Consider the following 21274-nt stretch of genomic DNA (forward strand, 5'->3'; position numbering starts at 1 on the left):
AGCCGGTTGCCGAAACAATCAGGCTGGAGGCGGGAAGGGAAAAGTTTACGGCCGCGATCCAAATTTCACTGTGGACCCATCCAACCGCGGAATGTTTATTTTTTTTCAAGTATTTCGAGAAGGGATTCCAACTCTTGCTGAATTCGGTTCTTGAGATCGACGAATGCACTCCGGTCGAACCCGAAGTCGAGTTGGGAAGCCCCCTTACGACGCTGCTTGAGCCGCTGTTTCGCCCCCGCAATGGTGTACTTGTCATGGTAGAGGAGCTGTTTGATTTCGAGGATGCGCTCAATATCTTTTTTCTGGTACAGGCGCTGGCCGGAACGGTTTTTATCCGGTTTCAATTCTTCGAACTCGTCTTCCCAATAGCGCAGAACGTGCTGTTCGACACCGGCGATTTCCGCAACCTCGCCTATCTTGAAAAAAAGTTTATCAGGAAGTTTTAGACTCATCAGTTTCACGGTTGGTGGACTGCAACAATTGTTTGCTGGGCTTGAAAGAAAGGACCCGCCGGGGTTGAATGACGATGGGCTCTCCGGTGCTGGGGTTTCTCGCTTTGCGGGCTTTCTTGTCGCGCAGGTTAAAACTGGCAAAACCAACAATGCGGACGTCCTCACCACGGACCAACGCGTTTTTGATTTCTTCGAACACCACCTCGACCGCCTGAGCGGCCTCTTTACGGGTGAAGCCGACCTTGTCATAAACCTTTTCGACCAGGTCGGCCTTGACCACGGTTCCAATTTCGGGCGAGTTGGGCAAAGGGGCCTCGGTATGATTCAGTTGAACATCAATGGGAAGCTTCCGCTTCCGCCCGGGTTTCTTCCACGATCTTGGCGGTCAGGTGTTCCGGTACCACGTCATAATGATCAAACTCCATCACAAACACCCCGCGGCCCCCTGTCAGCGCTCGCAATTCCGGGGCATAGTTGAGGATGGACGCCATCGGCAAGTGTGCGCGAATTGTCTGATCTTCGTCGCTCGCATCCACACCCAGAATTTTTCCGCGTTTGGAATTGAGGTCCCCCATCACATCACCCACGCACTCACTGGGAACGTTGACTTCCATGGTCATGATGGGTTCCAGCAGGATCGGTTTGCAATCCTTGACGCCTTTTTTGAAACCGATCGACCCGGCAATTTTAAACGCCATTTCCGACGAGTCAACATCATGGTAGGACCCGTCGTAGAGGACGACCTTCACATCTACCATGGGATAACTGGCCACCGTACCGTGCTCCATCGCCTCCTGCACTCCCTTTTCCACGGCCGGGATATAAGTTTTCGGGATGGCACCACCGACGATTTTGTTTTCGAATTCGAATCCGCGCCCCCGCGGCAAAGGCATGATCTCCAGCCAGCAGTCACCGAACTGGCCCCGGCCGCCGCTTTGTTTCTTGTGTTTGCCCTGCACCTTTGTTTTGCCGCGAATGGTTTCCCGGTAGGGCACTTTGGGAGGTTTCGTGTCCACGTCCACGCTGAAACGGCGCTTGAGGCGCTCAATGACCACATCCAGGTGCTCCTGCCCCAGCCCTGAAACCAGCAGCTGGTGCGTCTGCGGGTCCCGCTCGACACTGAGAGCGGGGTCCTCCTCCACCAGCCGCGCCAGGGCATTGCTGATTTTCTCCTCATCGGCGCGTGTCTTGGGAACCATGGCCCGGGCCAGAACCGGCTTGGGAAACTCAATGGGCTCGAACTTCACACCGGCGTCAGCAACGGTGAGGGTGTCGTTGGTGGTGGTGGATTTCAGCTTGGCCACCACCGCGATGTCCCCCGCGGGCACCTCCGTCACCGGCACCTGCTTCTTGCCCTGCAGACTCAGGAGCTGGCTCAATTTTTCCGAATTTCCCTGCGTGGCATTGTGCACACTGCTGTCCCCCTTCAGGGTCCCGGAATACACACGGAACAGGGTCAATTTTCCAGCATAGGGGTCGACGATGGTTTTGAACACCAGCGCCGCCAGGGGTCCCCCGGGATCGGGTTTCACTTCCACTTCCTTGTCGTCCTTCAGGGCCAGGGCTTTCATCGGGGGACGCTTGTCCGGCGAAGGCAGGTATTCGAGCATGGCATCCAGCAGGCGGTCGGTCCCGATACCCATCGCCCCCGCTCCCAGAAGTACCGGTACAAGCTGCCCTTTCTGGATTCCCACCTGCAGGCCGGTGTGAAACTCCTCGTCCGACAGCTCCCCCTTTTCCAAATACGTTTCGATGAGATCGTCGTCGGCCTCCGCCACCACCTCGACCAGCTCCGCGCGGCTGGTTTCCACCTCGTCCACCAGTTCCGCGGGCACCTCCGTGGCTTCGCCCACCCCTTTGCCACCTTTTTCGTATTTGTAATATTTGTTTTCAATCAAATCCACCACACCCTCAAAGGAACCTCCCGAGCCGACCGGGACCTGTACGAGCATGGGATTGATCTTGAATTTTTTCTTGGCCCCATCCAGGGCGGCTTTGAGGTTGGCTTTGTCGCTGTCCATTTTGTTGATGAAGATGATTTTCTGGAGGCCCTGCTGGTCCGCCCATTGCCAGGTTTTTTCGGTGTAATACTGCACCCCCGCCTCGGCGGAAAGGACCACCACCACCCCGTCGACCACGCGGATGCAACCCGGTGTGTCGGTGACAAAATTGTTGGAGCCCGGGGTGTCCAGCAGGTTCAGTTTGTGTTTCTGGTATTCGCAGAAGGAAAGCGAGGCGCTGATGGAGTGCCCGCGTTTGACTTCGTCGGGATCGAAGTCCATGACCGAGGAATTGTCGCCGACTTTGCCCAGCCTGTCGGAAACGCCGGTGAGATAAAGAATGCTTTCAAGGATGGAAGTCTTTCCTGCCCCTCCATGCCCGATGAATCCAACATTGCGGATGTTTTCAGGACTGTACGGCTTCATAGCTCCCCCCTTATCATCATCTGCTGGAGCACGGGCTTCCACCAGGACTCAGGCGGAACCCAATCCTGCAATGAACGCGAGTTTGCGGCTATTTTAGAGACTGTCCCTTAAGCTTTCAAGGGCCTTAGCATAGCACAGTTTGAAGTTTTTTCATGCGCTGATAAACCGTGCCAAAGAAGGAGGGATAGGATTTGAAGATTTTGCTCAACTGCTGGGATTTGAGGCGCACGGCGGAAACCCGCTCGCTTGCCGCCAAGGCATTGGAAGTTTTAGGCATATCCGTGCCACAAAGGAGTTTTTGAATGGAGCGTTCCTGCGAGGTGATTTCACCCAGGACATCGCCGCTGGAAAGAAACACGCCTTCCGATTCTCCGTTTCGATCGGTAGGAATTTCGACCTGCCCGGAAAGGATGACAAACACATCTCCCTTGCGGATGCCCTTTTCGAATATCTTTTCATTCTTGCTCCACTGCACCAGGTCCCCTTCTCCCAGGGAAGCCACCAATCCCGGACGGATGGAACTGTTGAAGAAGTTGCCGAGTTTGTAGAAATCGTCGGTGATCTTCGGCATCTTGACCCGGGAGTAGTATTCCTTTGGTACCTGGACCAGGATCAACCGGGACATGGCCTTCACGGTTGCGCGGCGCCGCGGGTTTTCGGTGGAAATGGCGAGTTCGCCGAAGAACATACCTTTTTCATAGATGATGGATTTTCGCTTGTTCAGGATGATCTCGGCAAACCCATCCAGGATGATATAAAAGGAATCGCCTACATCCCCCTTGGCAAACACCACGTCGTTCGCCTGGAACTCCAGTACCTGCGAGTGCTGGATGATGTCTTCCAGTTCCTTTTCCGGCGTGTTGCGGAACAGTCCTGCATGCTTGAGGTCCTCCACCTTGGGTTTGACCGGAATCGTCTGCCCCTTGATCAGCACCTCGGTCTGGCCCTCGTGTGCGGAGCGCATGTAGGGATGTTCCGGGGGTTCCCTGTCGTGGTGAACCAATATCACTTTACGCGCGAGCTCCGGATCCAGGTGCAGGAGCGATTCAAAATCGGTGTGGATGGGGCCGCCTCCCACATCATGCATGATGAGGTCCGCATCCCAGATGAATCCAAGAATCTGCTCCCGCCGGTCCGGAGACAGGTGGCCATGCTCATACCAGGAGTTCACCAGATCCCGATCGTACTTGGTGTCGCCGGAATGCGCGATGGTCCGGGTTTTCCCGTCTTCATCCTTGTGGATCAATTTGAAGCGACCGGTGGGGATCGAGTGAAACGCGTAATCGAACTCGATGAATGTGCGTTTGAAACCGGGAAGCTTGGTCTTTTTGTAAGGCTCGAGTTCGATGAAGTCCACCAGGTTTTCCAGCACTTCGACCGGAAACAGGGTGACCGCCTGAATCTTCCGCAGAAAACTTTCGAAAATAATGCGGCTGCTCAAAACCTTGAGACGCTGTCCGGAAAGGATTTTCTCGATGAATCCCGCATCGTGGTCGGAATGAATGTGCGTCAGGAACATGTAAGGCACATCTTCCCCGGAGATTCCGTGCTGAACGATGGCGCGGTCGTTGTCGCTGAAGGCATCGACCATGATTCCCTTTCCCTCCGACCAGGCAATCATGCAACTGTTGTGGCGCTTATGGGTGAAACCGGAACCCACACCGAGAAACGTCACTCCCATGTAGGGTTTTTCGGCTTTTTCAATTCGGGTCGGAACGGAGTGACGGTCCAGGTTGACGATATCGAACCGGCAACGCAGGATGTTGTTCTGGTACACCTCAAACTCCGAGGGGCGAACCTGGTGGATTTTGAGTTTCTTCCGCTTGTCCACATCTCCCTTCACTTCCACCACACCCGTACTGTCGAAGACATGGAAGTCCGCCACGTTTTCAAGAAACGCCTCACGATCTTCTTCCTTGGCCAGAGCGAATAACTCCATTTCAATTTTCAACTGGGCGCAGCGGGCGTAGTGCTGGGCAAACGCCTGCTCCATATTTTTGATTTTCTTGGAGGCCAGCCAGCGTTCGTTTTCCAGCAGGGCGCTTATGATGTCGGCCAGACGCCCGTGCATGTCCCTATCGGGAACGTGCCTGGCAAGCTGGCTTTCAAAGGTGTTCCACAGTTTTTTATTTCTGGAAAGCTTTTCGATGAAACGGAGGTAATATTCCTTTTCCTCGGCTGAGAAGTGGTGCACCCTCCCAAACCGGTGGAATTCTGCCTTAAGCAGGTTGTAGAAATTAGGACCGAACAGGGTTTCTTCAAAAATCGCCTTGAAGCGGTTCTTCTGGTCCTCGGTGCAGAAAATGGAAACTTTCTGCCTTCCGGGTTTTATGAACAGGTAAGTGTATAAAATGAATTCAAAATCGAACCGGTTGGTCCCATTCACAAATGTGCGTAGCGGAAGAACGTACTTGGAAGGAAGGCTTTCTTCACGCTGGGAGAAATCTTTTACCACCCCCGGCGGGCAGCCGAAGCAGATACGGCCAAAATCATCCGTATCGAGGATACGAAAGTTGTAGCCTTTTTGTACCGTAAAACTCATTCCAAAGCCCCCTATTCATCCTGATGGCGGGAGGAAAATTTCATCCGCACCGGCGTTCCCGAGAAGCCGAAAGCCTTTCTCAGGCTGTTGATCAGGTAACGCTGGTAAGAAAAGTGAACGCCTTCCGGGAAATTGACAAAGCATTCAAACGTCGGTGGGCAACTGCGTACCTGCGTGGCGTAATAAATTTTGAGAAATTTCCCCTTAAAGGTGCTCATTGGGTTTTTCTGGATTGCCCTTTGAATACAATCATTGAGACGTCCCGTAGGAATTTTTCGGGAGAACTCATCAAAGACCGTCCGCACCTGCCCAAAAAAGTTAGGAATTCCGAATCCGCTTTTAGCCGACACTTTTATCATAGGAGCAAAATCGAGAAATTTCAATTTCAATCTAACGCGGGTTTCAATCTCGTCCTTTTCAAGCCCCTTCTCTATCACCAGGTCCCACTTGTTTACAGCCAGTAAAAGGGCCTTTCCACGCTCGAAAGCGTAACCTGCAATGGTCGCATCCTGTTCCGAAACCCCCTCCGCGCCGTCGATCACCAGCACGGCCACATCGCAACGTTCGAGTGCTTTCAATGCCATTATAATACTAAATTTTTCAACTACTTTTCTGGTTTTTCCCTTGCGTCGAATGCCCGCCGTATCCATTAAAACAAAAGAGTTTCCCTCGTACTCAAGAGGAAGATCCACCGTGTCGCGCGTGGTGCCGGGTATTTCGGATACGATGCAGCGGTCGGAGTTCAAAAGTCTATTGATAATAGAAGACTTTCCGGCGTTGGGTTTGCCCACGATGGCCACCCGGATGGCACCCGTTTCAGAAGATTCGATATCCGGCTCTTCCGCCGGAAGGGCCATTTTTTCGGTGACCCTATCCATTAAATCGGAAATACCTATATCATGCTCGGATGAAATCGGAACGGTGAATCTTACCCCCATCTCGTAAAAATCGGTGATTCTATCCTCATGCACGGGATCGTCGATTTTATTGACCGCAAGAAACAATGGTTTTCCCGATCGTCGGAGGAGTTCCACCACTTCCTGATCCTGCGGTAAAACCCCCTGCTGTCCGTCCACCACAAAGATGATGACGTCGGCTTCCCGAATCGCCAACTCTCCCTGTTCCCGAACCTGCAACTCGATGGAGCTGTCCCCGGCCAGATCGATCCCGCCGGTATCGATCACCATAAACGATTTTCCATTCCACTCTGCCTGACCGTACATGCGGTCACGGGTGACTCCCGGCATATTGTACACAATTGCGGACCTACTACGGGTAATGCGGTTGAAGAGGGTGGATTTGCCGACGTTGGCACGACCGACGATGGCGACGTGGGGAAGCATGGCCGCCTCTTAAATGGAAGGGGCTTTTTCTTTTAGAAACTCGTAGATGCCATGCGCGATGGCTTCTGCCAGTGCCTTCTGATAGGCTTTCGATCCGAGCCTTTTTTCTTCACGCTGGTTGGTGACAAACCCCACCTCGACCAGAATACTGGGCATGTTGGTGTCGTGAAGGACGAAAAAGGGACCTTCCTTCACACCGAGATCATGCACATCACGGTAGTGTTTAACCATGTTTCCGTGAAGAATTTTTTGCACCTTGGAAGCCAGCCTGGAGGAATCGTTGATCTTGGTGGTGCTGATGAGGCTGGCGAGGATCTGCTGGACTTCGTCGTCGGCAACGGAATAAATCAGGTTGCCGTTTTCACGGGCGGCGGTTTCTCGCGCCTGCTCGGTGGAGCCGCTCCCCAGGTAATAGGTTTCGATCCCCTGGGCGGCCTTGTGCGGTGCGGCGTTGGCGTGGATCGAAACAAACAGGTCGGCGTTTTTCTGGTTGGCAATCTTGCCACGGTCTGCAAGCTCTATAAAACGATCGTCATCCCGGGTCAGCACCACGCGAAACTTGTAACGTTTAGTCAGGATCGCCGCAACCTCTTTCGAAATGTTGAGGTTGACCTCTTTTTCCCTCAAGCCGTGATGGCCGATGGCGCCGTGATCCTTACCCCCATGTCCGGCATCGACCACCACCAGGGGCACATGCTTGTTTTTTTCCGTCTCGACCGTTTCGAGCGCCGGCGCCAGGTTTTCCGGTTTTTCGGGGGTGAGTGAGTCCTTGTTGCTGATTTCGACCGGGTCAGTGGGAGTGGTTTCCGTTGTCGGGGCCTTGGTGAGCAAACGCACCAGCCGCTTCAATTCCTTGCGCGAAGCCTCCACCCTGTCGCCTTCCGGGTACTTTTTCAGGAGACTTTGCAGACGTTCCCGGGCACCCTGGTAATCCTTCCGGTACATATCGAGACCGGCCAGATGAAACAGGCTGTCGTCATTCAAATGTCCTTCAGGATACTCCTTGAGCAACAGGGAGTAGTACCGACCCGCCTCCCTGAGATCGGATTCGGAATCCAGTTTTTTACCCAGCTTTTGATACAGGCGACCGACTGTGAACGCGGCCTTGTAAGCCAGTTCGGTCTGCGGGTATGTGACCAGCACCTTTTCAAACAGGCGAATGACAGAAACCCATTCGTCCCGGTTGGGAACACGCTGGGTGTCTTCCAAAAGCTGGTAATAGGCTTTCTTGGCGTTGTCGTAAAGACTGTTGGCCGGTGAGGCGGCACTGGGTTTGGACAGTGCAGGGCCGGGTAACCACCCGACCATGAGGCACACCACCACCGCAATCTGGAGAACTTTTCCAAGTCTCCCCATCACAAAGGTTTGCCTTGCCATGGCCTGTATTCCCACTCGCAGAGGGGTTGATGAGGGCACCAGGTGCCGGAAAGATCCAACCGCTGAAGGGTATCATTTAACCCCTTCAATTTATTGGCGTTTTGACTATACCACCATCGGGAAAACGGGTCAAGGCTATAACTTGCGGGTTTTCAGACACCTGCGGCCAGGCGGTCGGCAAGGAAAGTGGGAAGGCCTTCTTCGTGAATTTTTTCCTGAGTGGACTCCACCTCGTAGTCAAAACGGTGGAACTCGACGGTTTTGGTTTCGGTATCGTACGACACAAAAGACGCCTGCGGGTTGCCATCCCGAGGTTGACCCAGACTGCCCACATTGATGATGTAGCGGCTGTCGGGTTCCAGTTCATACACATCGGAAAGTCCGGCTTCGATATTGCCATCCGGCTCCTGTTTCAGAATCAGCGGCCGATGGGTGTGCCCGACAAAACAAAGCTGGGTGTCGAACGCGGGAAAGTTTTCCACTCCGTCGTGGGGGTTGGTGATGTAGTGCCACTCCTCCGGTTCGTAGGGGGAAGAATGAGCCCAGGTGATGCGGTATTTTTTCTCGATCGCCGGAAGCGATTGCAGGTACTTGAAGTTGTCCATGGTCAGCGCTTCGCGGGTCCATTCACAGGCCTTGAGCGCATGGGGGTTGAAGTAGCTGGTATCCGTCTTTTCGACCACGGCGTAATCATGGTTGCCGGCAAGGGCCAGGTCCGCGTTCTCGCGCACCCAGTCCACGATTTCGTTCGGATTGGCGTTGTAGCCCACCAGGTCACCCAAACAGACTACTTTGTCATGCGGGATTTTTTTACGGATGCGGGTGAAGGCGTTGAGCGATTCGAGATTGCTGTGCAGATCGGACAGTATCAGAAATTTCATAGAGGCACCCGGACGTCATCAGCGTTCGCTGGTGGTTTCGACTACGGTTGATTTTTCCTTGAGGACTCTATCAAGTATACCATTGATAAAATTGGGCGAGTCTTCACTACCGTATTTTTTTGCGATTTCCACCGCCTCGTCGATGGCGACCTTGGGGGGCACCGAATTGCCATACAGGATTTCACAGGTGGCGAGCCGCAGAAGGTTGCGGTCGATCACAGCCATGCGGGACAACGTCCAGTTATCGCTGTATTTTTCCAGCAGGGTGTCGATTGCTTTTTTGTTGTTGAAGATGGTATTGAGCAGGTCTTCGGCGTACTGCTTGATTTCAGGCTGGCAGGTGTTGCGTTCCCAGAACTGTTCAAGCTGCTCGGCCACCGGGCCTTCGTTCATGTCCACGAGGTAGAGGAATTTCACTACCAGTTCGCGCGAATAGCGTCGCTTTCCCATCTTACAATTGCCTGTAAAGGTTGACCATTTCGATGGCGGCAACGGCAGTCTCCCACCCCTTGTTGCCGCTTTTGACACCGGCCCGCTCCACCGCCTGCTCGATGGTGTTGGTGGTCAGCACCCCAAAGAGGACGGGGATATCCGCTTCCATTGCAAGAGCGCCGACGCCCTTGCTGGCTTCGCCGGCGACGAAATCGAAATGAGGTGTGGCGCCGCGGATCACGGCACCGAGGCAGATCACTCCGTCGTACTTGTTGCGGGCCACGAGCTTGCGTGCGCCCATGGGGATTTCAAACGCGCCGGGCACGCGGATCACATCAATGTCTCCATCCTGCACACCGTGGCGCACCAGTCCGTCCACCGCACCGTCCATCAGGCGGCCGGTGATGAAATCGTTGAACCGGCTGACCACAATCCCGTACTTGTGGCCCGCTCCGTTGAGATCTCCTTCCAACACGTTCGGCATGCTCGATCCTTAAAATACGTTTTTGATCAGATGACCCATCTTCATCTGCTTGGTCTTGAGGTAACGGATGTTCTGCTTGTTGGGTTGCACCTCGATCGGCACGCGTTCGACCATTTCCAGTCCGTAAGCCTCCAGCCCGACAATCTTCCGCGGATTGTTGCTCATGATGCGGATCTTGCCCAGTCCCAGCGCCCGCAGAATTTGAGCACCGATGCCGTAGTCGCGCAAGTCGGGTTTGAATCCCAAAGACGCGTTGGCCTCCACGGTGTCCTGCCCTTCGTCCTGCAAGGCGTAGGCTTTCAGCTTGTTGAGGATGCCGATGCCGCGGCCCTCCTGATAGAGATAAAGAAGAACACCGCGGCCCTCCTTTTCGATCATCTCCAGCGCTTTCGACAACTGCTCACCGCAATCACAGCGGAACGAACCGAACACGTCTCCGGTGAGGCACTGCGAATGCACCCGCACCAGCGTCGGTGCGTCCTCTTGAATGTCGCCTTTGATGAGCGCGATGTGCACCTGGTCGATCAGCTTGTTGCGGAACGCCACCGCCTGAAATTCACCGAACTCGGTGGGCAGCAGAGTGGACGCCACCTCCTCGACCAGCGTCTCGCTGTTCAGCCGGTACTCCATCAGGTCCTTGATGGTGACCATCTTGAGGTCGTGTTTTTTGCAGAACTTGGCGAGTTCCGGCACGCGCGCCATGGTGCCATCGTCGTTCATGATCTCGCAGATGACGCCGGAAGGAGTGAGTCCCGCCAGCCGCGCCATGTCCACAGAACCTTCCGTCTGCCCGGCGCGCACCAAAACGCCGCCTTCCCGAGCGCGCAGGGGAAAAATATGACCGGGAATGACGAGATCGTACGGCCGCGCCTTCGGGTCCATCGCCACCTTGATGGTGTGCGCCCGGTCGGCGGCGGAGATGCCGGTGGAAATTCCGTTTCTGGCGTCGATGGACACCGTGAACGGCGTTTCGAAGCGCGACTGGTTGTCGCCCGTCATCATTTGCAGACCCAGCTCCTGCGTCCGCTCCTCGGTCATCGCCAGGCAGATCAACCCCCGCCCGAACTTGGCCATGAAATTGATCGCTTCCGGAGTCACGCAGTCGGACGCAATCATCAGGTCGCCTTCGTTTTCCCTGTCCTCGTCATCGACGATGACGATCATTTTGCCCTGACGGACGTCTTCGATGGCGTCCTCGATGGAACTGAAAACAGGCTTTTCTTTTTTAGTATTTCCCTTGTTCATTTCAGACAAATCCATGTTGTTTCAAGAAATCTTGCGTTAAATTGCCGCCCCGGATGGGCCCGCCAAACAGCGATTCACAGGCTTTCAATACGTATTTGCCAATCATATCACATTCGATATTGACCCCATCCCCGATTTTCCGCTCATTCAGGTTGGTGTGTTCCCACGTAAATGGAATGATCGAAACCGAAAATCCGTTGTCGCGGCAATCGAAGACCGTGAGGCTGATGCCGTCCACCGCCGCCGATCCCTTTTCGATGACGAACGGCGCGAGTTCCGGCGGATGCTCGAACCGGATGCGCACCTCACCGGGCTTCTGGTCGATGCCGGCCACCGTGCCAACCTGATCGACATGGCCGCTCACAAAATGGCCACTCATTTTTTTGTTTGGCGTCAGCGCCTTTTCCAGGTTGATGCGCGTGCCTTCGACCGATTGCTTGAAGCTCGTGCGGCTCAATGTCTCCGTGGACAGATCGACGGCGAAACCGGATTCCGTGATTTCCGCGACGGTCAGGCAAACGCCGTTGCAGGCGATGCTCTCACCCAGTTCGAAACCGCGAAAGCTATCTGGCGTCTAGATGAGGAGACGCGCTTTCTCTGCGCCACGTTCGATGTGGGACACCGTGCCCAGCGCTTCGATGATTCCGGTAAACATGATTACAGATATCCTTCCACCATCCAGTCCCGCCCCACCGGTGTGAGCGTGGGCTTCTGGATGTGCATTGCGTCTTTGAGTTTCTGGATGCCCGGTCCGCCGATCACGCTGACCGCCCCGTTCCCACCGATCAACAACGGTGCGACAAAGAACAACACCTTGTCCACAATGCGGGCTTTCAATGCCGCGGCATTCAATCGTGACCCGCCTTCAATCAACACATGCGTCAAACCGTTTTCCGCCAGACGGTGCATGACGCGTTTGAGCGGCACGCCTTCCCTGCCCGCGCGTTCGGTCCATACCTCAACGCCCGCTTTCTCCAGTTTGCGCAGGCGCGTCACCGGCGCAAGCCCGGTGGTGACATAAATCACACGGTCGCGGTCCGTATTCTCAAACACCCGCGCCTTCATGGGAACCAATCCCTGCGAATCCAGCACCACGCGGACGGGGTTGCGTCCCGCTCGTTTGCCGAGACGGGTGGTCAGCTGCGGGTCATCCTTCAGCACGGTCCCGGAACCGGCAACGATGGCATCAACGCGGTTGCGCAGCTGGTGCACCACCTTCCGCGCTTCGGGTCCGGTGATCCATTTCGAGTCGCCGCTCTTGGTGGCGATCTTTCCGTCGAGCGACACCGCCGCTTTCAGCGTGACGAACGGGAGCCCGGTGCGGATGTATTTCACAAACACTTCGTTCTGCCGCTCGCATTCCTTGCGCAGGATTCCTGTGGTCACTTCGATCCCGGCATTTTTGAGCCGGCGCGATCCCTTACCCTTGACCAGCGGATTGGGGTCCTGCATGCCGACGAAAACACGGCGAATGCCCGCGGTAATCACCGCTTCCGTGCAGGGCGGCGTTCTGCCATGATGGCAACAGGGTTCAAGGGTGACGATCATATCCGCACCACGTGCCCTATTGCCAGCTTTTTTAAGGGCCTCGATCTCAGCATGGGGTTTGCCTGCGCGATGGTGATAACCTTCTCCCACCACGGTGTCCCCGCGAACGATCACAGCACCAACCAGAGGGTTGGGCGAAGTGCGCCCTTCCGCCCGGGCCGCCAGGGCCAGGGCACGTCGCATCCAATGTTGCTGGGTTTCCCGGTCCATTCACCCGTCCCTGCGCAAGCCCAAATCGAAAGGTCAACCCTCATTTCTCAGGATGCCTCACAGTAGCAGAGTGGTCCCCGCTTGTCAAAGCTAACTGATTGACAAAAAACGGGTTTTGGATTGAATGGGGAATGGGGTGGCCACGATCAGCGGTTCAACAGGTTGACCATACGCTTACGGATACTGCCACGCTGGTAAACGATTTCAATCCTGCGGTTGACAGCGCGGTTCTTGGCGCTGGTGTTGGGGACTTTGGGGCGGTACTCGGCGAAGCCTTCCACCGACAGTTTTTCAGGAGGGAACCCTTCGGCGATGAGCATGCGGGCCACCTCCGCCGCCCGGCCGGAAGACAATTCCCAGTTCGAGGGAAAGCGGTCGGTGCGGATCGGCGTGTCGTCGGTGTGGCCTTCGATCTTGACATCGTAGTTGAACTGTTTGAGCAGGTCGAATACGTCTTTAAGCGTCTCGCGTCCTTTATAGGTCATGCGTGCCTTGCCCGGCGGAAACAGCACCACATCCGAGATGGTGATGATGGCCCCACGCTCTCCCTGAGAGACCTGCACCTGCCCGGAGAGTTTGTTTTTGTAAATAAAGTCTTCCACCTCGGAAGTGATTTCCTTGATCTCCTTCGACACCATCGCCCCGACTTCATCCACAGCGTGAATGGTTTGGTCGTCCATCTGGGCCGTGGCCAGGTCTTTGATGACGTCCAGTCCTTCACGGGTTCCAAGTTCAGGAAGATTTTCGGTGCCAAGGGCGCTTTTCAGGGATTGGCGGAGCTGCTTGAATTTCTCTTCTTCAATGGTCCCCATGGCATAGAGCAGGATGAAGAAAACCATGAGCAGGGTCACCATGTCGGCGAAAGTGATGACCCAGGGAGCGACTCCCGTGGTTTCTTCCATGACCTCTTCGTCGTCGTCGAGATGGAGATCGGGGGTGGGTGGCTGACCGGATGGTTTGGTTCCCATTACCTCACCTCACTTTGCGGGCCGGGGGGTGGCTCCCGGCGCCTGTCCCGGAGGGCGGGCCGGGCCTCTGGCGGCGCCCGCTTTCTTGGGCGCACCTTTGCGCGCTTCTTCTTCCGCTTCTTTCTTGATGTTCTTTCCCACAGCGTTGTCGATGTAGTTTTCCAAAGTCTCCTTCATGAACCGCGGGTTGACTCCCTTGCGTATATAGGTGATGCCTTCCAGCACCAGGTTCATCTCCAGGGTCTCCGCGGCACTTCGCCGTTTCAATTTCACCGCCATGGGAAGGAAAACGAGATTGGCCAGCAACGCACCGTAAAAGGTGGTGATGAGTGCCACAGCCATGCGCGGGCCCACGGTGCTTACATCCTCCAGAGAGGCCAGCATCTGAATGAGGCCGATGAGCGTCCCCACCATGCCGAAGGCGGGTGCAAATTTACCCATGTCGTTCAGTATTTCCCAGCCATCCTTGTGCGACTGCTGAATCTGCTTGATCTCGCGCTTCATCAGGGTCACTACCGTATGCTCGTCCTTGCCGTCCACGGTGAGGCGCAACCCTTTTTTCAGGAATTCGTTTTCGATCATGTTGAGCTTCGACTCGATTGCCAGCACCCCGCCCTTCCGGGCAATGCTGCAGATCGAAACCATCGTGTCCATCAATTCATACAAATCCGACTTACGGGTTATGAATACACGAATGAAATGACCCAGCATGCGGAACAGCTCATTGACCGGATACGCAACCAGCGTGGCGGCAAAGGTTCCACCCAGAACAATCATCACCGAAGGCGCGCTGACAAACAGGTCCAATCCGCTGTTTTGCAGAATGGACACCAGGATCAGCCCAATGCCGATGAAAATTCCGAGTAAGGTCGCAATATCCATAAACTAAACTATTCTGACTTTAATGGTGCTGACGATGGGATCGAGGTTGTTGAACCGTATCACGTTGCTCAACGTGCTTTTGTCGATCAGGGTTCCCTTGCGCAACACGCTGGTACCGGACCGGGAGTACAAATCCGCCGCCAGCTGCATGCCTTCCTGAAGGGTAAAAACGGTGCACTCAATGGTATCGATATCTTTAAAAAGAGAGGAGTGAACGAACTCTCCCAGCAATGAAACGATATCTTCATCGTAACGGGTCCCCTTCTCCTTTTCCAGTAATTTCATGACAGTATCGGGGGATTCACCGGGGTGACTGACACGTGCGTGATCGTAGAAACTGGCGGCGGAAACAATCCGAGATCCTATAGGGATCATTTCTCCGCTCAGGCCTTCCGGTATTCCCGAGCCGTCCACGTTCTCATACAAATGACGGATGATTTGAGCGGTCGGATCGAACCCTGGAAACTGGCGCAACAGCATCTCGGCCAGATGAGTGTGATGAACCCTCGGTGGGCCCGAAGGGTTTTCCTTTTTTGCATGGCCGTTGCCGTTGGCGGGCTGGCTTACGATCCCCAGTTCATGCAGGCGGGCCGCGGTGCGTATGTGTTGAATCTGGTGGGGGGACAGTTGAAGTTTTTGCGCAATAAAATCGGACATCTTTTCCACTCTCTGCGGATGCCCCCGGTGGTCCGACTGGTGAAGCTCGATGATGTTGGTCAGCATATTGACCGTAGCGCGGAAAGTACGGATCAGGTCTTCATTCAACGCCTCGATCTGTTCGTTTTTGGCTTCGAGTTGCAGGTTCCTTCTCGAGGCTTCCTTCAATTCCGCCTGCAGCCGTTTGTTTTCTTTTTGCAACCCCTGCCCGATCCCGATGATCTTTTTCTGGTATTCCTTTGCCTCCAAAACTGTTTTTTCCAACTGCTGGTTTTTGTCCTGAAGCTGCCGGCTCACGGTGAGCATCCGCAAAACATAGTTCACGAAAAAATGGACCTCATGGGCCTTCAGGGGTTTCGGTAAAAACGCCTCCGCTCCCACTTTTTGCGCCCCCTGGGTCAGTTCCAGGATTTCGTGTTCCGCGCACCCGGACATCAATACCGCGACGGCGTTCAATCCGAACTGTCGGATGCGGCGGATGACTTCGAACCCATCGGGACCCGGCATGCGCAGGTCGCAGAAAATGAGGTCCGGTTTCCACGCCAGCGCTTTCTGCACACCCTCTTCCCCGGACATGGCTTTTTGAACCTGCACTTGTGCCTGTGCGACCGCCTCCTTCAGGTAAGCTTCCACAAGGGCCGATACCGTGGCGTCGTCATCGATCACCAGTAATTTTTTTGCCAGTTCAGTGTTCATTAAACAGAGGCCGCAGGGTCCATGGGCAGAAGGGTCACTTCTATAGATTGACGGATATATGGGCCGATTAGAATAGCGGGCCCGGTTTCCCCTCCCCTCCGAGACGGGTTTCCACATAACCTAACGGCGACAACCGCCTATTCATTAAATGTTATTTGCTGAAAATTCAGAAAGAAACGCACCCTGTACGGCAAAAGGCAAGCTTTATAAGCAGTTGTCTTAATTACAAAGAAAAATCAACCTCGGGGTGAAAAGAGGTGGTTGGGGGGGGTGGACCAGCCGCGGGTCCGAATGGGAGTGACTCAGTCTTCGTCTTCGTCTTCCTCGTCGATTTCGGTAAAGGGAAGTGAGCTGCAGCGGAAGCCTACTGCGGGGTAGATATCGGCCGGGTCGAATGAATTGCGAAACGTGCATTTGGCCTGGACCATGTAATTCAGCCAGGAGCCGCCACGCACGATTTTCTGTGTGGTGAATTTAGAGGAATGAAACTGCACGCACCACTCCCACACATTGCCTGCCATGTCGTAGCAACCGTAGGGAGAACTCCCCTCCTCGTATTGAGTCACGGGCGTGGTGCGCCCCACCACGAAGTCGGCGGTATTGCAGTACCCTTCCTGATATCCCTGCGCTTCGCCCCAGGGGTAATCGAGGCCGTTGGGCCCCCGGGACGCTTTCTCCCATTCCTTTTCGGTGGGAAGGCGCATGCCGAGCCACAGGGCGAACACGGTAGCCTCATAATAATTGATGCCGATGGCCGGCTGATCGTCGTCCAGAGAATAGGTGGGGAACCGCGGAGCGAAGTTCGGATCGAATTGCCGGAACAGGGCGTTGGTGACAGGGTATTTCATGATGGCATACTCGCGCATGCCGATGCGGTCTTCGTCGTCGCGCTCGTCCTGGTAAATGAACGGGCCCGCAGGCACGGTCACACACTCGCCCCACTTCTGGACCACACTGCGGTCCACCGTTTGCGGGTCTCTCGATTCGGCAAAGAATGCTTCCAGTTCCGGAAGCGAGCGGACGCGTTTCCAATCCTGTGCATCGACCACTTCGCCCAACGCAATGCCGTGCAGGAAGCACACCAGCTCCAGCAGGCCGAACAGGATGCGGGAATCACGCCGGTCGCGCTGCAACAATCGCTCGAGTACCGGCCGCAGGGAATCCGCGCCGTAAGCCTCCACCACCTGTTCCACACGCACCACACGGTTTTTCGCAAACTGCGGGTACGTCTCCCGGCACTGGTACTTCAACAACTGGTTCACCAGAAGACGCCGCGACTCGGAGATGCCCTCGATTTCCGGAAGCACCTGCCCGGCCAGAAACACCGCACCGTGCTCGATAAGCAGGTCGATCAATTCGTCGGTCCCTTCTTTCAACTCGCCACCGAAAAACTGAAACACGTCGTACCATTTGGGGTCACGGCAGCGTTCTTTCACCAGGTCCCGCCAGTCGGGGAGTTCGGCCAGTTTGCGCCCGGAAAAATATTCCTGAAGCGAAGGATGCCGGAACTCCCACCGCTTGCGGTTCCAGGCCATCAGACCGTCAAAACCGGGCAGGATATCGCCCTCTTCCACCAAGACGTTGCGCGCGGGGGCGCAGTCTGAAAGCAGGTCCTTGTCGAATCCCGTATCCACCGTCTCCTGCCGCTGGTTTCTACCTTCCCTGATCAGGCGATACGACACCTGCTCCAACTGCCGGAACGCGTCTTCAATCCATTCTTCACCTTTCTTTGGAAACCGGCTTTTCAAATGCTGTGTGATCCAGTACCGATACACCTGCGATCGGTTTTTTACTCCGGCGGACTCATCCGACGCCGCCTCTTTCACCATGTGCAGGACATACGGCACCTGGAGCGTTTCCGGAAAATACAAAGCCAGGTGACCCAGGTTTTCCTTCCACACGGATTCGGGAAGAAAGGCTTTCCGCTGTTTTTCCTCCACCGGCTGGATGCGGACCCGGAAACTGGCGTCCTGCCCGCGCCGTACAATGGAGGTGGTGGCCAGCGGACCAAACCCCACCGGTCGCGTGGCGATCAGGATGAAATTGTCTTTCAGCGCGTCGCCGTCGACGATCACATCCATGTAGAAACGAAACCGGTCCTCGGGAAGCATCTGCTCGAAGCCGTCCAGCAGAAACAGAATCTGTCCCGTCCACACCAGCCGTTCCACCGTCCGGCCCAGGAGTTCTTCGTTTATGACGAGGTCTTCCTGTTCTTCCTGCTCGCGCAGGACGACGTCCATCACCTCACGGTAGAACATCGGGTAGAACTCTCCGAAACCGGTGCCGTCCGCCAGGCGCGACAGATCGCAGATCACGGGCACGGGGTATTCCTCCGGTGCTTCCACTTTCAGCATGCGTTCCTGATAGACTTTCAGGAAGGTGGATTTTCCCATGCCCGAAGGGGCTTCCAGGAAAACCTTGGTCGGGGAAACGTCCAGCAGGTTTTCGGTGATCTCGCGCGGCGTGGGAAACACCTGCTCGTGCAGGCTCTGACGAAAGCGCACGGGGTTGTTGTCGAGCAACACAGGCTCGATGAAGCGGTCGGCTTCGCGCCCTTCTCCCAGTATGCCGTCGAGATCTTCCTTCACCTCACGCAGCATCTGCCTGCGGTACACCTCGACCACCCACTCGGGCGATTCTTCGGGACGCGTGATGGCTTTCGGCGCTTCGCTTTCCGGGCGAAGAATGGGTGTGTCTTCACTTTCACTCAAGGCGGTTTTCCCATATAATCGGTGGAACCTTCTCATTGTATCCGAATCATCCCTGAAAGCGTAGCATACAGGAATCCGGCCATCCGGTTCAAACCGCCATGATCCCACTCCACGACGAAAACCCGACCCGCACCTTCCCCATCTTCACCATCGGCCTCATCGCCGCCAATACCCTGGTATTTTTCTGGGAGCTGTCGCTGGCCCGGGAGGGAACACAATTCATCACCGAATACGGACTGGTACCGTACCAGTTGACAAACCGGCCGCTTGAGAATTATCCAAACGTTTTTTCATCGATGTTCATGCATGCCGGCCTGGGACACCTGGCGGGAAACATGCTGTACCTGTGGATTTTCGGAAATAATATTGAAGACCAGCTGGGAAAATTGCGGTTCGTCCTTTTTTACCTGACCTGCGGGGCGCTGGCGGCGGCGGCGCATGTTTCCGCCGATCTGGACTCAACCATCCCCATGGTGGGCGCCAGCGGCGCCATCTCTGGAATCCTCGGCGCGTACCTGATGCTGTTTCCCTTTTCCCGCGTCAAGACGCTGGTATTCCTCGGGTTCTTCATCACCATCGTGCGCATCCCGGCAATCTTCCTGTTGCTGCTGTGGATTGGGTTGCAGGTGTTGAACAACATGGCGGCGGGACCGGACGGAGGAGGCGTGGCGTGGCTCGCGCACATCGGCGGGTTCATCGTCGGCGCGGTGCTCATCCATCCCTTCCGAATGAGCGCCCGCACCGGATGAACCTCCGGATCAAAATGTCATCAACGAATAAAACAATATCGACGCGAGCACCGCAAACAAAACAAGGATCGCACCGAACATCCAGTTGGGCACACGGGGGTAATGTGCTCCACTCGCTCCGTACGGAGCACCGCAGTACGGGCAAATCTGGAAACCATCTTCAAATTCTTTTTGACACTGGTGGCACTGTATAAAAGTCACGTTCCCTTCCTTCGTCACACACTTCCATCCCTCAGGCAGGGCGCCTGAATTAATACCGATTCTCGGGGGTTATTTTAACCCGATTAAGTGCAAACGGAGAAGGTTCAATGCGGCTTGTGCGGCACGTTCTTTATTTCGTACGCGGTCCTGCGGAAACACAAATTTCTGACATGAGGTAAGTGTTTTACCCGCAACGGCGATATAGGTAAGACCCACCGGTTTGGTTGCCGTACCCCCATCCGGACCGGCGATCCCCGTCACCGACACCGCCCAGTCTGTACCGGCACGTTGGCGGGCCCCTTCCGCCATGGCACGCGCAACCTCTTCACTCACGGCACCATGGCGTTCCACCAGTGCGGCATCCACACCCAGGTTTTTGATCTTCGCTTGGTTGCTGTATGTCAACCATCCCTGCAGAAAATAACGGGAACTTCCGGGAATATTTGTCAGACGATGACCGATCAATCCGCCCGTGCAGGACTCCGCGACAGCGACGGTTTCGCCCCGATCGGCCAAAAGTTGCCCCAGCACACTTTCCATGGTTTCTTCATCCCGGGCGTAGATATATGAGGAGAGGACCTTCTGCAAAAGAACTTCGGCCTGTTCAATTTTAACGGAAGTTTCCTCGACGTTTTTTCCGTAAGCGGTGAGATGAATGCGCACACCGAGGTGGGAGGGCAACGACGCCACCTGCACCAGGTTCTCCAACTTGTCAACAGGCCCGAACATTTCCCACAGGGCGGACTCGACCAGACCCGTGGTCCACAACATGCGTTGTTGCAGGCACAGGTTTCCGGCAACCGCAACATCGGGAAGAATGTACTGCCGGGTCAGGTACTCGGCCTCGCGCGGCACGCCGGGAAGAACATAGACCCGCTGCTCTCCGCGCTCGAACATCAAACCGGGGGCGGTGCCCTGGTCGTTGTACAGCGGGCGTCCGTCCCTCGGCACCTCCGCCTGGCGAAGCGCCGCATCGGGAACCGGCCTTTGCCGCTTTTCAAAAAATACGCGGATCATCTCCTCCACTTTCGGGTCCCGCACCAGCGGAGTGCCAAAGTAATCGGCCAGCACGTCCTTGGTGATGTCGTCGTGCGTCGCCCCGAGGCCGCCGGTCACGATAACCAAATCGACCCGGGACAGAGCCTGGTCCAGTGCCGAACGGATCGCGTCGGCGTCGTCGCCTACGACGGAGATGCGTCCCACCTGCAATCCGTGCATGCGCAACTGGCCACAGATGAAGGTCGAGTTGGTGTCTGAAACAAGACCGTTCAGCAATTCGTTGCCGACGGCGACGATTTCGGCCTGGGGTATATCGTTTTTTTTCTTCATGGAATCGATAACACTTGCCGGAACGCCCGGGGCCGGGGTCCGGTTCTTCGCGAATTCCTGCTTGTATTGAACCGGGGCGATCAAGTAGGCTTGATTGGACCACATTCGCCGGCGAAACTCAACGACGAGCCCCGGCCCTGC

General features: G+C 55.5%; 17 protein-coding genes and 1 pseudogene. 1 reads left to right on the forward strand and 17 read right to left on the reverse strand.

Features of this window, described 5'->3' with window-relative positions; translation table 11 throughout:
• Positions 1–95: 95 nt before the first annotated feature.
• The 16 genes and pseudogenes from ACTRXA_RS03450 to ACTRXA_RS03525 form a co-directional block, all read right to left on the reverse strand.
• Entirely contained in the window at positions 96–452 is a 357-nt protein-coding gene (locus ACTRXA_RS03450) for a MerR family transcriptional regulator (RefSeq protein WP_442425811.1), read from the reverse strand.
• The gene (locus ACTRXA_RS03455; protein WP_442425812.1) at positions 433–759 is read right to left on the reverse strand and encodes an integration host factor subunit alpha; all 327 of its coding nucleotides are present in this window, start codon (positions 757–759) and stop codon (positions 433–435) included. Before ACTRXA_RS03455 ends, ACTRXA_RS03450 begins: the two co-directional genes overlap by 20 nt.
• Before the next feature lie 28 nt (positions 760–787).
• Positions 788–2878 carry an elongation factor G gene (gene fusA, locus ACTRXA_RS03460; RefSeq protein ID WP_442425813.1) on the reverse strand — a complete coding sequence of 697 codons (2091 nt, stop codon included), beginning with the start codon at positions 2876–2878 and terminating at the stop codon, positions 788–790.
• Positions 2879–3002: 124 nt separating this feature from the next.
• Positions 3003–5420, reverse strand: coding sequence for a cyclic nucleotide-binding domain-containing protein (locus tag ACTRXA_RS03465; protein ID WP_442425814.1), 2418 nt, complete (start codon positions 5418–5420; stop codon positions 3003–3005).
• Between the two features lie 11 nt (positions 5421–5431).
• Positions 5432–6763: a ribosome biogenesis GTPase Der gene (gene der, locus ACTRXA_RS03470; protein ID WP_442425815.1), complete on the reverse strand. Its 1332-nt coding sequence runs from the start codon at positions 6761–6763 to the stop codon at positions 5432–5434.
• A 9-nt stretch (positions 6764–6772) separates the two neighbouring features.
• Positions 6773–8140, reverse strand: coding sequence for an N-acetylmuramoyl-L-alanine amidase (locus ACTRXA_RS03475; protein ID WP_442425816.1), 1368 nt, complete (start codon positions 8138–8140; stop codon positions 6773–6775).
• A 152-nt stretch (positions 8141–8292) separates the two neighbouring features.
• On the reverse strand, positions 8293–9021 hold the full coding sequence (locus ACTRXA_RS03480) for a metallophosphoesterase family protein (RefSeq protein ID WP_442425817.1): 729 nt from the start codon (positions 9019–9021) through the stop codon (positions 8293–8295).
• A gap of 18 nt (positions 9022–9039) precedes the next feature.
• On the reverse strand, positions 9040–9471 hold the full coding sequence (nusB, locus tag ACTRXA_RS03485) for a transcription antitermination factor NusB (protein WP_442425818.1): 432 nt from the start codon (positions 9469–9471) through the stop codon (positions 9040–9042).
• A gap of 1 nt (position 9472) precedes the next feature.
• Complete coding sequence (gene ribH, locus ACTRXA_RS03490; protein WP_442425819.1) at positions 9473–9937, reverse strand: 6,7-dimethyl-8-ribityllumazine synthase; 465 nt, start codon at positions 9935–9937, stop codon at positions 9473–9475.
• 9 nt (positions 9938–9946) lie between these two features.
• Positions 9947–11182 carry a bifunctional 3,4-dihydroxy-2-butanone-4-phosphate synthase/GTP cyclohydrolase II gene (locus ACTRXA_RS03495; protein WP_442425820.1) on the reverse strand — a complete coding sequence of 412 codons (1236 nt, stop codon included), beginning with the start codon at positions 11180–11182 and terminating at the stop codon, positions 9947–9949.
• Between the two features lies 1 nt (position 11183).
• Positions 11184–11732 (reverse strand): annotated as a pseudogene (locus ACTRXA_RS03500) (riboflavin synthase); the annotation flags it as partial.
• A 107-nt stretch (positions 11733–11839) separates the two neighbouring features.
• On the reverse strand, positions 11840–12940 hold the full coding sequence (gene ribD, locus ACTRXA_RS03505) for a bifunctional diaminohydroxyphosphoribosylaminopyrimidine deaminase/5-amino-6-(5-phosphoribosylamino)uracil reductase RibD (protein ID WP_442425821.1): 1101 nt from the start codon (positions 12938–12940) through the stop codon (positions 11840–11842).
• Between the two features lie 146 nt (positions 12941–13086).
• Positions 13087–13908, reverse strand: a complete 822-nt coding sequence (locus ACTRXA_RS03510; RefSeq protein WP_442425822.1) for an OmpA/MotB family protein — start codon at positions 13906–13908, stop codon at positions 13087–13089.
• Between the two features lie 9 nt (positions 13909–13917).
• Positions 13918–14790 (reverse strand): motility protein A, encoded by an 873-nt coding sequence (locus tag ACTRXA_RS03515; RefSeq protein ID WP_442425823.1) that lies wholly within the window; start codon positions 14788–14790, stop codon positions 13918–13920.
• Positions 14791–14793: 3 nt separating this feature from the next.
• Positions 14794–16143, reverse strand: coding sequence for an HD domain-containing phosphohydrolase (locus ACTRXA_RS03520; protein WP_442425824.1), 1350 nt, complete (start codon positions 16141–16143; stop codon positions 14794–14796).
• Between the two features lie 302 nt (positions 16144–16445).
• Positions 16446–18854 carry an SUMF1/EgtB/PvdO family nonheme iron enzyme gene (locus tag ACTRXA_RS03525; protein ID WP_442425825.1) on the reverse strand — a complete coding sequence of 803 codons (2409 nt, stop codon included), beginning with the start codon at positions 18852–18854 and terminating at the stop codon, positions 16446–16448.
• A gap of 98 nt (positions 18855–18952) precedes the next feature.
• Between ACTRXA_RS03525 and ACTRXA_RS03530 the strand changes: the two genes are divergently transcribed.
• Positions 18953–19603 (forward strand): rhomboid family intramembrane serine protease, encoded by a 651-nt coding sequence (locus ACTRXA_RS03530; protein WP_442425826.1) that lies wholly within the window; start codon positions 18953–18955, stop codon positions 19601–19603.
• A 270-nt stretch (positions 19604–19873) separates the two neighbouring features.
• On the opposite strand, the gene ACTRXA_RS03535 is transcribed toward ACTRXA_RS03530, so the two are convergent.
• Entirely contained in the window at positions 19874–21238 is a 1365-nt protein-coding gene (locus ACTRXA_RS03535; RefSeq protein ID WP_442425827.1) for a competence/damage-inducible protein A, read from the reverse strand.
• Positions 21239–21274 lie beyond the last annotated feature (36 nt).

It is taken from the genome of Nitrospina sp. P1_D6, from assembly GCF_052156615.1.
Classification (GTDB): Bacteria; Nitrospinota; Nitrospinia; order Nitrospinales; family Nitrospinaceae; genus Nitrospina.